At 61.8% G+C, this 13,258-nt stretch carries 11 protein-coding genes and 1 pseudogene; 7 read left to right on the top strand and 5 right to left on the bottom strand.

All coding sequences use genetic code 11. The features are described 5' to 3' along the window. The first annotated feature begins 14 nt into the window (after positions 1-14). Complete coding sequence (locus J2753_RS11280; protein ID WP_209492157.1) at positions 15-947, top strand: NAD-dependent epimerase/dehydratase family protein; 933 nt, start codon at positions 15-17, stop codon at positions 945-947. Positions 948-1,316: 369 nt separating this feature from the next. Here J2753_RS11280 and J2753_RS11275 read toward each other — a convergent pair. Then, a pseudogene (locus J2753_RS11275) lies at positions 1,317-3,188 on the bottom strand (VirB4 family type IV secretion system protein); the annotation flags it as partial. 101 nt (positions 3,189-3,289) lie between these two features. Here J2753_RS11275 and J2753_RS11270 point away from each other — a divergent pair. Continuing rightward, positions 3,290-4,267, top strand: coding sequence for a GDP-mannose 4,6-dehydratase (locus J2753_RS11270; RefSeq protein ID WP_209492156.1), 978 nt, complete (start codon positions 3,290-3,292; stop codon positions 4,265-4,267). Continuing rightward, positions 4,264-5,616 carry a nucleotide sugar dehydrogenase gene (locus J2753_RS11265; RefSeq protein ID WP_209492155.1) on the top strand — a complete coding sequence of 451 codons (1,353 nt, stop codon included), beginning with the start codon at positions 4,264-4,266 and terminating at the stop codon, positions 5,614-5,616. Before J2753_RS11270 ends, J2753_RS11265 begins: the two co-directional genes overlap by 4 nt. On the opposite strand, the gene J2753_RS11260 is transcribed toward J2753_RS11265, so the two are convergent. Both J2753_RS11260 and J2753_RS11255 read right to left on the bottom strand, forming a co-directional pair. Then, positions 5,603-7,006, bottom strand: a complete 1,404-nt coding sequence (locus tag J2753_RS11260; protein WP_209492154.1) for a sugar transferase — start codon at positions 7,004-7,006, stop codon at positions 5,603-5,605. The two genes, J2753_RS11265 and J2753_RS11260, sit on opposite strands and share 14 nt — an antisense overlap. Positions 7,007-7,075: 69 nt before the next feature. Then, positions 7,076-9,277 carry an STT3 domain-containing protein gene (locus J2753_RS11255; protein WP_209492153.1) on the bottom strand — a complete coding sequence of 734 codons (2,202 nt, stop codon included), beginning with the start codon at positions 9,275-9,277 and terminating at the stop codon, positions 7,076-7,078. 277 nt (positions 9,278-9,554) lie between these two features. Between J2753_RS11255 and J2753_RS11250 the strand changes: the two genes are divergently transcribed. Continuing rightward, on the top strand, positions 9,555-9,968 hold the full coding sequence (locus J2753_RS11250) for a VanZ family protein (RefSeq protein WP_209492152.1): 414 nt from the start codon (positions 9,555-9,557) through the stop codon (positions 9,966-9,968). A 42-nt stretch (positions 9,969-10,010) separates the two neighbouring features. Here the strand turns inward: J2753_RS11250 and J2753_RS11245 are convergent, their stop codons facing one another. Then, positions 10,011-10,355 carry a DUF5518 domain-containing protein gene (locus tag J2753_RS11245; RefSeq protein WP_209492151.1) on the bottom strand — a complete coding sequence of 115 codons (345 nt, stop codon included), beginning with the start codon at positions 10,353-10,355 and terminating at the stop codon, positions 10,011-10,013. Positions 10,356-10,470: 115 nt separating this feature from the next. Between J2753_RS11245 and J2753_RS11240 the strand changes: the two genes are divergently transcribed. After that, a complete protein-coding gene (locus J2753_RS11240; RefSeq protein WP_209492150.1) occupies positions 10,471-10,671 on the top strand; it encodes a dodecin in 201 nt (66 codons plus the stop codon). Between the two features lie 14 nt (positions 10,672-10,685). Here J2753_RS11240 and J2753_RS11235 read toward each other — a convergent pair whose 3' ends face one another. Beyond that, positions 10,686-11,249, bottom strand: coding sequence for a hypothetical protein (locus J2753_RS11235; protein ID WP_209492149.1), 564 nt, complete (start codon positions 11,247-11,249; stop codon positions 10,686-10,688). A gap of 94 nt (positions 11,250-11,343) precedes the next feature. Here J2753_RS11235 and J2753_RS11230 point away from each other — a divergent pair, with 94 nt between their 5' ends. Both J2753_RS11230 and J2753_RS11225 read left to right on the top strand, forming a co-directional pair. After that, the gene (locus J2753_RS11230; RefSeq protein ID WP_209492148.1) at positions 11,344-12,744 is read left to right on the top strand and encodes a bifunctional metallophosphatase/5'-nucleotidase; all 1,401 of its coding nucleotides are present in this window, start codon (positions 11,344-11,346) and stop codon (positions 12,742-12,744) included. Positions 12,745-12,792: 48 nt separating this feature from the next. After that, entirely contained in the window at positions 12,793-13,236 is a 444-nt protein-coding gene (locus J2753_RS11225) for a universal stress protein (RefSeq protein ID WP_209492147.1), read from the top strand. The last annotated feature ends 22 nt before the right edge of the window (positions 13,237-13,258 follow it).

Here is a 13,258-nt window from a genome sequence, read left to right as displayed (position 1 = left end):
GAACATGAACAGTCATGCAGAACCAACGCGTCCTCGTCACCGGTGGCGCCGGCTTCATCGGGTCGAACCTCGCGAACCACCTCGCAAAGCAGAATGAAGTCGTGGCAGTCGACGATCAGTACCTCGGTACCCCCGACAACCTCAACGACGACGTCGAGTTCGTCGACGCCTCAGTCGTCGATGAGGACCTCCCTACCGACGTCGATATCGTGTTTCACCTCGCCGCACTCTCTTCGTACAAGATGCATGAGGACGACCCCGCGAAAGGCGCCCGTGTCAATGTCGAAGGGTTCGTGAACACGATCGAACAGGCCCGGAAGGACGGCTGTGATACGGTTGTCTACGCGACCACCTCTTCGATCTACGGGGACCGCACGGAACCCTCCCCCGAAAGCATGGATGTGGAGGCCCGAACCGGGTACGAAGCCTCAAAACTTGCACGGGAGCGCTACGCGGAGTATTTCCACAACTTCCACGATATGACTCTCGCCGGTCTGCGCTTTTTCTCCGTCTACCAAGGCTTCGGCGGTGCCGAGGAACACAAAGGCGAGTTCGCCAACACCGTCGCACAGTTCACCGACAAGATTGCGAACGGCGAACGTCCGGAGCTGTTCGGCGACGGCAGCCAGACGCGCGACTTCACGCACGTCGACGACGTCGTCCGTGCCTGCGAACTCGCTGCCGAGCACGAACTGCAGGGCATCTACAACGTCGGAACTGAGGAAAGCTACACGTTCAACGAGATGGTCGCAATGATCAATGACGAACTCGGCACCGATATTGAGCCGGCGTACATCGAGAACCCCCTAGAGGTGTACGTCCACGACACGATGGCCGACTACTCGAAACTCCACGAGGCGACCGGCTGGGAGCCGACGATCGACTTTGAGGAAGGCGTCAAGCGTGTCTGTGAGCCGTACAAGGACTCGGCGTCCGCGGAGAACTGACTCCCGATGAGCCGCTACCCACGATCCGTCCGATCGTCCCGTGTGAAGTGTATCCCGTGCAACGCCCCCGCTGCAGAAACCATCGACGGCGCATACGTCTGCGTCGAGTGTGGCACAGCGGTCATCGGCGGCCAAGACTAGCACACCTTTCGCCGACCGCCCGGTTCTCTTCCCTCTCGACCGTCGGGAGTCCCGATTGAGCGCTCCCAGCGACGGGGAGGCAGATTAATATACCGATCCCGACGATAGGCGCGGAGTCTCGGGGAAGACTGCGCGCGCTCGAGATCCCGAACTCCGTCCCGACTCATCGAGCCAGTACTGACCGGCGTCGCCGCCACGAACCGCCCGCTGATCGAACCCTCACCGGCATCACTCGTCGGTAGAACCATCCTCACGATCCCGATCGGCAAGCGCCTCCCGAACAGTCTGCACCCCAGCCACCGCATCATCGCTCGCCCCGGGAAGCGACGACCGCCCCTCCGCCGTCGGATCGAAATCGATCACCTGTTTCTCCTTGTGCATCGCCTCAACAGTAATCCCGCGCCATTCCCCATCGACGCCGACGAGCGCCTCAGCAAACCCGGCGTCCTCGTTCCCTGGCACCGCATCCTGCACAAACCGCATCTGGGCGTAGTTGAGCCCGAACTCCTCGGCCCACTCCTCGTCCACCCCGTCCAACCGGTGGAACTGCTTCACCGCACACTGATCCAGAATCGCCTCACTCTCGGCGTGCTCGAAGAACTCGTCGACGGTCTGCGTAACCAGCCGAATCGAAAGGTCGTGGTGGCGGTGGTGCCGGAACACCGTCTCGAGGAACGCTAGGCTCGCGGCGTCCTGCATGATGTACCGGGCTTCGTCGATGTAGAACACCACCTCCTTCTCCGAGACTTTTGCCCGCTCGTACACCAACGAAATTAGCAACTGCATCGTCAGCGCCGTACTGCTGTCGACGCTCCCCTCCTGCTGGGCGAGGTCGAGGTAGATCACCTTCTCGTCGCGGATGTCGAACGCCGACTCCGTCCCGAGATTCGCATATCGCCCACCATCCTCGAATGGTCGCAGTTGATCGAGCAACCACGTGGCGTCCTCCTTGATCTTCCCCGCCTCCTCGTCGGCACGAACGACGAACGCCTCGGGATCGTCGATCATGTCCTCGAACACGTCCAGCATGTCCCGGATCGTCGGGCTCTGATTGCCGTGCGTCGAGATGTCGTCCGTAATCCCCCGGCGCTTGTACGCCCGCTTGAGGCCGAGCTCCAGCGTCGTCCGCCGATCACCAAGCGAGATCCCCCGCAGCGCGAAGAAGTTGGTGAGGAAACTCATCGCGTCGTCGAGCTTCTCGTTGAACGGGCTGGCGTCCTCCCCCATCGCGCGCTGCACGTGCTCGGGCGTCTCGCGGATCTCTAGAGGATTCAGTCCCAGCGTCCCACCGACCGTAATCCGCTTCGCATCCAGCGCTTCGGCGACGCCAGCCCAGTTGTTCAGCGGTTCGAGGATGACGCCGATCCGGTCGCGATCCTGCTCCATCGAGCGGATGAAGTTCTGCTTCGAGCTGAACGACTTCCCCGATCCGGTGTCGCCGACGGTGAACATCGCGTAGCCGTTGTCCCGCGCGAACGGATCGATCACCACGGGACTCCGCGTGTCCTTGTGCATTCCGAACTCGATGCCGCCCTCCTCGAGGATCGTCGCGTTGTGCGGCGACGCCAGCAGTGCCCCAACGGCGCCGCCGAGCGCGATTGACCCCCGCCCAAACTCATTCGCGCCAATGGGCGCCGCGGACTGCAGCGCCACGTCCTGCCGGCAGATCGCCGTCCTCGGCGTCAGGTTTGCCGGCTCGTCCCGGAGCGTGCTCTTGACCTGCTGCACGTTGTCCTCCAGGATATCCGGATCGTCTGCCCGCACCGTGACGAACACGCCTTGGTCGAACACGCTCGCCCCGTTCTCGACCGCCGTGTACGTCGCCGCCGCTTCGTTCGCCCGTTCTTGGAGATACGTGCTCCGGACGCTCTGTTCGAGGTCGGCGTCCACCTGCAGGTCGTCGGCGATCTCCTGCAGTTCGGTCCGGGCCCGCTCCTGATTCTTCGGCGTGATGTGTGCGGTCAGGTCGAACTGGACGTCGGCCAGTTCGAACAGGTCGCTGAGGTAGCCGTCACTCGGGTAGTCCGGGTAGTCGGCGATGTAGAGCGTCGATGTCCACTGCTCGACGACACGTGCGGCGCGCGTCTCCCACTCGATGGCGTAGAGAACAACCCCTTCACCAGCTATACCCTATTTAAGTCACATTTTGAATCCATCGGTGACCTTATCTGCACTAACCTTACAAACCTACATATACTCCAATGCTCACGCTCATCACCGGTGGTGGAGGATTCATCGGCTCCCACCTTGCCACCTACCTCTTTGACGAAACAGAGGACGATATTCTTCTCCTCGACGATTTCTCGACTGGGAACCCGGAGAACGTGTCCCACCTCATCGACCACGACCGGGTCGAACTCATCCAAGGCGACGTAATCGAGACTGGGACGATCGAACCACTCGTCGAACGCTCCGACCGCGTCTTCCACCTCGCGGCTGCCGTCGGCGTCCAGCGCATCGTCGACGAGCCGCTCCGTTCGATGCGTACCAATCTTGTCGGAACCGAGAACGTTCTCGAGGCGGCTGTCGACGACCGGACGCCGGTCTTCATCGCCTCTTCCTCCGAACTATACGGCAAGTCTGAGGATGTACCCTTCGCCGAATCAGACGACCGTGTACTCGGCCCGACATCCTCGCTGCGCTGGAGTTACGCGTCAGCAAAAGCCATCGACGAGTCGCTTGCACTCGCGTATCACCGTGACCACGACCTTCCAGTGGCAATAGGCCGTTACTTCAACATCGTCGGACCGCGGCAGACTGGTCAATACGGTATGGTTATCCCCCGGTTCGTTGAGCAAGCCCTGGCAAACGAGCCACTTACGGTATACGGTGATGGGACACAGACTCGGAGCTTCACGCACGTCGCCGACGCAGTCAGGGCGACCTATGAGCTCTTGACGACGCCCGAGGCCCACGGCGAAGTGATCAATATCGGTGCCCCCGATCCAACCTCAATTAATGCTCTTGCTGAGCGCATCATCGAACTCACTGGATCTGATTCCGATATCACGCACATTCCTTACGAAGAGGCGTATAACGAGAATTTCGAGGAACCCCAGCAACGCGAGCCGGACGTGTCCAAACTTGAGGCGACGCTTGGATGGTACCCATCGACGGATCTCGATCGAATCCTCTTGGATATAATCGAGGAACGCGAACAGGCGGTGGTTCCGGAATGAGTTCGCTTCAAAACAAGATCGCCGATCGAACTGCGACAGTCGGCGTTATCGGTCTTGGATACGTCGGGCTGCCGCTTAGCCAGCACTTCACCGATGCTGGATTCGATGTTGTCGGGTTCGACGTGGACGAAGAACGGGTTTCTCGGCTACGAGTGGGTGACAGCTACGTTGATGACGTCGACGACGACACTCTTACCGAAACTGTAGCCCGAGGCTTCCGACCAACTGCAGATCCAGCAAAACTCGCGGGCTGTGATGCGTTCGTACTGGCTGTTCCTACTGGAGTCGAATCAGGAACCCCTGATATGGGGGCCGTCCGTCAGGCAACTCGAACTGTCGCAGAATACGCTCCAGACCGTGATGTCCTGTTCGTTTGTTCGAGCACCGTCTACCCCGGTGCCGCAGATGAAGTAATTCGCCCTGCGCTCGAAAACAGCGGCCGAATACCCGGTGACGATATTCTCGTTTCTGTTGTTCCCGAGCGGCTTAACCCCGGTGGCGAGTATGACTTTGAGGAAATCCCGCTTGTCGTTGGCGCAGACAGCGTTCGTGAACGGGAAACCGCTCAGGCGCTGTTTGACTCTGTCGTGGCTGAAACAGTCCCTGTAGGGGAGACAATTACTGCTGAATCGGCGAAGATGATCGAGAACACCTACCGAATGGTTAATATTGCATTCGCCAATCAGTTCGCAGAATTTGCGGAGAACGCAGGAGTTGACGCTTGGGAGGCGATTGATGCCGCCGGGACCAAGCCATTTGGTTTCCAGAAATTTACTCCTGGTCCAGGGGTTGGTGGGCACTGCATACCGGTTGACCCGCAATACCTCACTTGGCGCGCAAAACAAACTGGAACGGGGCTTTCACTCGTTGATAACGCTATAGAGGTCAACGAGGCAGTTCCTAGCCGCGTATTTGGCCAAATTAAGACCGCGCTTTCTGCTCATGGCACCGATCTTGACGACGCGTCAGTAGTCGTTCTTGGAATGTCGTACAAGCCGAACGTCGGCGATATTCGGAACTCACCGGCACTCGACATTTGTGAATTGCTGATTAACGCTGGGGCGTCGATACACCCTGTCGACCCTCACGTCGATGAGGCCGTAATCGTGGATGAGCGGTATGAGCCGGCATCGGCTATTGATAGAGGAACTCTTCGCTCGGCTGACATTGCTCTCTTCTTAGTCAATCACGATAAGTTTGACACTGACAAAATTGCTGAGGATTCAAATCTCATTTTTGACGCACAGAATGCAGTACCCGAATATAATGACACGCCGGTTGTCAGACTTGGCGATGGGAATAGTGAGGTCTCGTCGAGTTCCCTGAAGTCTCCAGTCAGTCGTCGCTGAACAACCCCGCCACGTCGATGAAGACTTTGAACACTTGCCGGATGACGATCTTAACGTCTAGCCATAGTGATTGATTCCGAATATACTGGAGATCATAGCGGAACTTCTCGGCAGGTTCAGTACTCATCATGTCGTTGATTTGGGCCAGCCCGGTGAGTCCAGGCTTAACGAACCACCGCTGACGCCATTTCGGTTCTGCTGTTTCAAATTCCCCCTCGAGCTCTGTTTGCGCTGGTCGTGGGCCAACGACACTCATATCTCCGACCAGAATCGACCAGAGTTGAGGTATCTCGTCCAGATGCGTTGTTCGGAGAAACTGTCCGAGCGGCGTGTGGCGGTCTTCCTCGATTGTCGTCCCGACCTCGCCGCCCTTTTTCGGTTTCAGTGTCCGGAACTTGTATACCGTAAACGTCTCTCCGAACAGATATGTCCGCTTCTGACTGAACAGTACAGGGCCCTCCCCTTCCAGTTTGATCGCAGCTACGATACAGAGAATAACGGGAGACAGTGCTAATAGCGCAGTACCGGCGAACAGCAGATCAAACCCTCGTTTGAGGACGTAATCCTGCCAGTCCCACGGCTCCACCTGTACATTGACCAGCGGTCCAACCTCGGTGTCGGCGGTGAGTAGAGAGTCGGCGTAGTCGCGATGGACCTTGGTTGCGACACCGTGTTCGTAGCAGGCGTCTAGTATTCCGAAGAACTCCCCTCGATCTGTATCTTTGAATGCCAGCACTGCTGTATCTACGTCTTGGTTGACGAGCGCATCTTCAACCCGTGACAGCCCACCGAGATAGTTCAAGTCCTCTAGACCGTCGACAGTGCCACCATCGGCAATAACCTGCCGTGGATCTTCTACGGGCAACGCAGCAGTTGGGCATAGATATCCGACGAGTTCTCCATCGATAGATCCACGAATCGACCGCATTTGACTGACGTCATCGCCCATCAGAATCGTCCGGTTCTGGGATTCGTTCGGCGGACGCCGTATTGCAACGAACCATGGGGGTAACACGACGATCAGCACCCCAGTGAACATTACTAGTGTTGCCCGCGGCAGTCGATGTGACCACTGAAAGAACCCGAGGGTTGCCAACGCTAATCCACTCACGAGAACCCGCTTCTGCGTAAGCAGCACCGTATCGAGAATCCTCCGCGGGCGGGGTTTGTACATCGGAATGAGTGCTCCAACAGTGATAGTCACACTCAGTAGGAGGACCTGTCGAAGATAGCGCCCCTCCATCACCGTCGCCTCTAGATTCTTGAAAAACGGAATGTACGTCGTGAAGAGATACTGTGGGATGGCGTGATTTGCTATAAGTACGGCTACGGCGGCAAGTCCGGCTACGCCGCCTATCGATAGCGTCCGGTAGCGCCATCCCGTCGTCATCTACACAAGACACGTCGTTGACTTCGTATAAGGACTACGTTACTCCGGTCGGAATACCGACTAGATCTGTCACGGACTACTGCTACTGGACCCGTTCCCGGCCCGAACGTTACCGCCCGACCTGACGGCCTCCTCCGAAACAGTCACCTCCTCTCCCGCAAATACGTACGTACCGGGATACGGAACGAGTGTTGAGTATCGTCCGGATTCATTCACGGTAACTGTCCGGGAGTACGTCACCCCTTGGCCTGCGACGTTGACCGTCGTCGTCGTAGTGAACGTGGAGTTTGGTTCGGCCGAGCCACTCACAGTCGCTCCCGGCACGGGCGTGAACACTTTGATTGACCCATCCTCACTGGCCCAGATCGCCCGATAGTGTCCAGTTTCTTTGCCCCAGTTCTGTAGGCGATTGTAGATCGCCGACTCGGCCCCGGTTTCCAGTTCACTGTACTGTTCGACGACGATGAACCCGACTCGGCCATCGATCCGTTGGTACCACGCCGAAGCATTCGTCGACGCGAGGAAGTCCTCATAGTTCGACTGCGCATACCCGTAACCTCGTGACTCCCCGTTCACAATAGCGTTGTACATACGGCTATCGCCCCACTCACTGAACACGTAGTTCTGCGGATACTCCCACCCTTCCTCGGCTGAGTATTCCGCCATGAACGATGCGGCCTCGTAGCTGTCGTCGTTCACCGTAAGGAGGCTGGTCCGAGCGGGCGTCATCACCGCACCAAGTCCCCCAACGAGCAGGAAGATGAGGACAATGGAGATTGCGGTTTCGCGGTCTGTCAGCGAGAAATCCGACTCCTCACGCTCCTGAGTGCGCCATGGGCGCACCGATTCGTTCTCGGAGAGTATTACGGGCCGCGCAGCGGCGCCTGTAACCGAGATAAGGTGGACGAGTGCGATACCTCCGAACACAGCGGCAAACAACGCGAGCTGTCCCGCAAATCTGACCTCTAGCAGCGAAAGGACGAACAGCGCTCCTCCATAGCTTCCGAGGAGCTGCCAGACGGGACGGTTTCGGGTCCATCCGACGACGAGACACCAACCGAGGTATGGGAGGGCAAAGAAGAGACTCAACCCGAAGAAAAAGAAGGGTCCAGTGACGGTCCCATATTGCGTCCCGAACAGCGAGGCTGATTCAGCGACTCCTTCGACAGAGCTGCCGATGAACAGACGATTGATCTCCTGACTGAACTCGGTCGCAAAACCTGGAACGGCGACGTACGCGATGGCGAAGACGGCAGCACCGGCCACGGCAACACCCCCAGCAGTCACCCGGGCCGAAACCCCCTGTCGCTGTGCGACCTCTCCGACCAGAACCACCGACACCAGTCCGGCCGCAAGCAGGAGCGGTGTGGCGACGATGTAGAGCTCCTGCCACCCGAGCGCTGAATGCACCCCCACAGCCAACCCACCGCCGAGCCCTATACCCGTAGCCAGCAGGAGATCGGGAAGCGCCGATTCGCCGGCGTCGACGGCGGCCGTCACGCGCAACACGCCGTAGAGCGCCAGCGGCAGGAGGAGAATCGGCCCAGCGTTCCACGCGAGCACCTGTGCGGCGACGCCGACGGCGACGACGGCACCCGAGCCGAGCAACCATGGGTCGCGTAGCCACCGTCCCCCCAAGTCATCCGTCCGTTGAAGCAGCGTCACGGCCGCGACGGCCGTGACCGCGAGCCAGACGTAGTCGAACGCGTGGTGGTCGGCAAAGCCGACCGCGGTCCGATACGCGTGGACTGGCGTCACCGCGAGTACCACGACGGCCGCCAGCCCCACCCGTCGCTCCTCGGTCAGCTTCACGGTGAGCATGTAGACCAGCCCGGCCGTCACGAGGCCGGCGACGACGGGGTACCACGCGAGGACGAGATCGGCCGTCTCGACAGTCCCGCCGAATAGCTTGGTCACGGCAAGCAGCGTCGCTGTCAATAGCGGTTCGCCCAGAAGTACTGAATCGGGAAGGGAGGTGACAGTCGCCCCCTGTTCCAGCGACTCGAGGAGGAGATAGCGGTAGTAGTACGGATCGTTCCCGAGGAACACCACGTGCTCACCCCTGAACACGGATGGGTAGGCGAACAGTCGGAAGGCGGCGACCAGTGCGAACGCACCAAGTAACGCGAGCGTCACACGCCGGGGCGGGAGATCGAAATCGACCTCGAACGACAGCGAACTCGCCGCTGCCGTCGCCGGCTCCTCACCCTCGAGCGCCGCCCGAGTTGCATCCGGATCCGCGAGTCGGTACTCGCCGTCGACGTTCTCCACGATGCCGCGGGAGACGAGTTCGCCGAACGTCCCGGAATCGAGGGGGACGTCCTCGAAGCTCCAGGTCTCGGTATCGGCGTCGACATCGAGTACGGCCCGGAGGTCGGCTTCGACCGGAGGGCGGTCCGTCAGGAGGGTATCTGTCGCCTCCCACACGTCGCTCATTGGATGAACGGTCTGGTTCGTCGGGTATAAACCTCCCTTTCACAGGGACGGCACCACTCCAGCCGGCTTGCAGCCGAGTGATTTTTCCAAGCTGGGACGATCCTTTCCGCCAATGCGGAAACTCCCTATCCCGCTGCTCCCCCGAGCCATCCGGCTGGTGGGCGTCGTCGCCGTCGTCGCGGTGATCTTCTACTTCTCCCTTCTCGACAGCGTTTCGGCGCCGTCGCCGTCCCCGTGGTGGGACAAGCAGCTCCATCTCCTCGCCTATGCCGGCCTCTCCGCGGCAGCGGTGTACGCGACGGCCAAGTGGCGGGGTCGATCAGTTCGACGCGGCCTCGGGATCCTGCTCGCCGTCTTCGCCTACGGCCTCGGGATCGAACTCGTTCAGGGTCAACTCGCCGGCCGATACTTCGGATTCGCTGACCTGCTCGCGAACACCGTCGGCACACTCGTCGGCGGGCTTTGGCTCCTCACGGAGCGCTACGTCCGCTATCGGCGTCTGCCGGCGAAGAGCACGAACCCATAGCCGCCGATTTCGAGACTGCTTCGCTCCGTGTCACCAGCAGCCCTACTCCCGGAACTCCTCGGCGAGATAGACACCGAGGACGCCGCCCACTGTCGAGAGCGCGACGGTGTAGACCGCAGCGAAAAGCGCCGCGATCACGAGGAGTCCGAACGCGCTGAACGGGTCGCCGAGGCCGAGAACGCTGAGCAGGACTCCGAACAGCGCGAGGACGCCGAGCATCGGGACCGTCGCGAACACGCCCGCGATGGCGCCGACGCGGCCGCCATCGCGGCGTTCGAGGTAGCCCGCGGCGGCGCCGCCCAGCAGCGGCGAGACGCCGAGAAACGAGAAGACGACGGTCACCGCGGCGCCGATGAGGGCGTTGACGTAGAGATTGTCGGTCGCCATACCCCCAGTTCGGGCGAGGAGCGGCAAAAACTGTCGGCTATCGCGGCGGCGTCGACGCCCGCGACGCTCGAACCGGCCACCTGCTTTATGTGCCCGCTGGTACAACTTCCCTGCGATGGTTCACAAGAAGATCACGCTGATCGGATCGAGTACCGAGAGCTTCGACGCCGCCGCCGACGACGCCATCGACCGTGCGGAGGACACGCTGGACAACGTGAAGTGGGCGGAGGTACAGGAGTTCGGCGTCGAAATCGCCAACGCCGACGGCCGGGAGTATCAGGCCGAGGTCGAAGTCGCGTTCGAACTGCAGGGCTAAGCGCGCGACGTTTTTCAGGAATCCGGCTTGGACAGTATCAGTTCGAACGCCCAGTCCACGTCGGTGACGCCGTCTTCAGTGTCGTAGCGGTGTTCGAACCGGTAGCTCCCCGGTTCGAGACACCCGCCGTGATTCGCTGCGCCGACGGCGAACGTGCGTCGCTGGCTTCGGAGTGCCGGCACCGGGACTCCCCCATGCATTCCCCTGCTCAAGGGGAGCCGTGCAAACCAACACGGCGGTTCCCCGACTCGCTCTGCTACCCCCGGTTCAGTTAGCCGCATCTGCCCATCCTTACTGACAGCGGAGTCGATCTCTCCCCAGCGGCCTCCCCCTCCGGAGCTCCAAGCCGTCACTTTCACGGTATGGAACGACCGGTTGTAGAGCGCGACCCGAATTGTCGCCGGGCTCTCGGTTGTCACCTCCTCGTCGACGACAGTCACCCGCGGAACGAGCGCACTCTCGGTCCGCTTCACCGTCTTCGCGCTGAGGGTGTAGATTGGGTCGGCGGTGATCCGGCCGAGACAGCCGCCGCCGGCGACGGCCGCCGCCGACGCGAGGAAGGCACGGCGCTTCTTCACAGCGGTTCTACTCAGGAAGGATCCATAAACGCGTTGCCAGTCGATCCGCTCCCGACGGCTTCTTGCCTGCCGACCGGCTTCTCACACCTACTCAATGGTTCGTCTCCTCCACTACTCGGATATCGAGAACCTCTACGACGACGCCGAGCGGGCGGGGCGGTTCGCGGGCCGGATCCGCGAACTCGATGGCCCGGACGCCCTCGTCGTCGGCACCGGCGACACCACCGCGCCGGGCGTCGTCTCGCTGGCCGCCAACGGCCGGCAGGTGCTCGACTTCGCCGACGCGGTCGACACCGTCGCCGACACGTTCGGCAATCACGACTTCGACTACGGCCCGGATGCGACCCGCGAAATCGTCGCCGACAGCGAGTTCACCTGGGTCACCGCCAACGCCCGCGGCGAGGACGGCGAACGGTTCGCTGCCGACGAGGGCACGGCGCCGTGGATCATCGCGGAGGCCGACGGCGAGCGTGTCGGCCTCTTCGGTCTCACGGACCCCGCGACCGACTCGATCAACCCGGCGGCCGCGCCGCTGACCTTCACCGATCCCTACGAGGCCGCCGAGCAGGCCGTCGCGGAACTCCGCGAGGAGGGCGTCGACTACGTGGTCGCGCTCTCGCACCTCGGCGGCGGCGACGACGATCTCGCGCGCCGGGTCGACGTAGACGCCATCCTCGGCGGCCACGTCCACAGCGTCCGCACCGACTACGTCGACGGGACGCTCTGCACCCGGACGGGCGTCAACGGCCACCAGTTCGTCGAGGTCGAACTGGGAGCGGACGGCGGTGGAGCCTCGACAGCCCGCGGCGACGGCGGCACCCGTGCCAGCGCACGCGTGCTCGACCCGAGCGACGGCCCGATACACGAGGGGCTGACCGAGGCGCTCCGTCGCCGGCGCGAAGCCGCGGGGCTGAACGAGACGGTCGCCACCGTCGACGAGCCGCTCTACCGGACTGACGAGACCACGTTCGGCGGCGAGTCCCGGATCGGGAACTTCGTCGCCGACGCCTACCGCGCCGCCGGCGACGCCGACGTGGGGCTCCAGAACGGCGGCGGCATCCGCGAGGGCGAGCCACTCGCGGGCGAGGTGACCCTCGCGGACATGGTGAGCGTGCTCCCCTTCGAGGAGCCGGTGGTCGTCGTCGAAGTCACCGGGAGAGAGCTACTGGAGGTGTTCAGCGAGGCCGACGGCGGCGAACTCGACTTCGGCGAACCGGACTGGTGGCACGCCCACCTCAGCGGCGCCAGCCTGCGCTGGGACGACGAGGCGGGCGAACTGCTCGACGCCCGCGTCGACGGCGATCCAATCGATCCGGACCGACTCTACCGCGTCGCGACTGCCGAGTACTTGCTGCACTCCGACCACGAGTTCCCGACTATCGGGGAGCGCCACCGCGCGGGCGAGGTCGGGATCCAGCACGACGTGCTGGCCGACCACGCCCGGAACGGCGGCCTCGATATCGACCTCGAGGGACGTCTCGCGTTCGAGCCCTGAGTGGCTGGAAGGGGTACGCATTTGTCGGCCGGCGTCGCAGTTTCCTCCATGACGCTTGTCGTCGTCCCGGTTCGCTACCCGCTCTCGAAGCACTCCGAGGCGACGCTGCAGGAGGCGATCCGCATCGCCGAGGAGCGCGACGCCGAACTCACGGTGCTCCACGTCGACCTGTTTCAGGACAACCGCAACGTGAGCCGCGTCCAACTCAAACGCGAGGTCGAGTCCGAACTCGGCCGGATCGACCGCGCGCGCTACGTCGTCCGGCAGGGGTTCCTCGTCGAGGAGACGATCATGGAGGAGGTCGCCGCCGAGAACGCCGACGTGGTCGTCATCGGCTCGAAGCAGGCCGGCCGCTGGCGGAAGATGCTCAACAAACTGTTCCAGTCGCCCGACGTGGGCCAGTATCTGGAGGACAAACTCGACTGCACCGTCATCACCGTCTCCGCGGAGGGCGAGAGCGGGAACGAGGCTGAGGCCGAGACCGAGAGTTGAAGTAGGAAACCGGGACCAGTCC

The sequence above is a fragment of the Halolamina salifodinae genome (assembly GCF_017874235.1).
Taxonomy (GTDB): Archaea; Halobacteriota; Halobacteria; order Halobacteriales; family Haloferacaceae; genus Halolamina; species Halolamina salifodinae.
This window is presented reverse-complemented; position numbering and strand designations above follow the sequence as displayed.

Excerpts from the sequence above, each read along its gene's own strand:
- J2753_RS11280 (WP_209492157.1), top strand. The coding sequence starts at position 15 with ATGCAGAACCAACGCGTCCTCGTCACCGGTGGCGCCGGCTTCATCGGG.
- J2753_RS11270 (WP_209492156.1), top strand. The coding sequence starts at position 3,290 with ATGCTCACGCTCATCACCGGTGGTGGAGGATTCATCGGCTCCCACCTT.
- J2753_RS11265 (WP_209492155.1), top strand. The coding sequence starts at position 4,264 with ATGAGTTCGCTTCAAAACAAGATCGCCGATCGAACTGCGACAGTCGGC.
- J2753_RS11260 (WP_209492154.1), bottom strand. The coding sequence starts at position 7,006 with ATGACGACGGGATGGCGCTACCGGACGCTATCGATAGGCGGCGTAGCC.
- J2753_RS11250 (WP_209492152.1), top strand. The coding sequence starts at position 9,555 with ATGCGGAAACTCCCTATCCCGCTGCTCCCCCGAGCCATCCGGCTGGTG.
- J2753_RS11245 (WP_209492151.1), bottom strand. The coding sequence starts at position 10,355 with ATGGCGACCGACAATCTCTACGTCAACGCCCTCATCGGCGCCGCGGTG.
- J2753_RS11240 (WP_209492150.1), top strand. The coding sequence starts at position 10,471 with ATGGTTCACAAGAAGATCACGCTGATCGGATCGAGTACCGAGAGCTTC.
- J2753_RS11230 (WP_209492148.1), top strand. The coding sequence starts at position 11,344 with ATGGTTCGTCTCCTCCACTACTCGGATATCGAGAACCTCTACGACGAC.
- J2753_RS11225 (WP_209492147.1), top strand. The coding sequence starts at position 12,793 with ATGACGCTTGTCGTCGTCCCGGTTCGCTACCCGCTCTCGAAGCACTCC.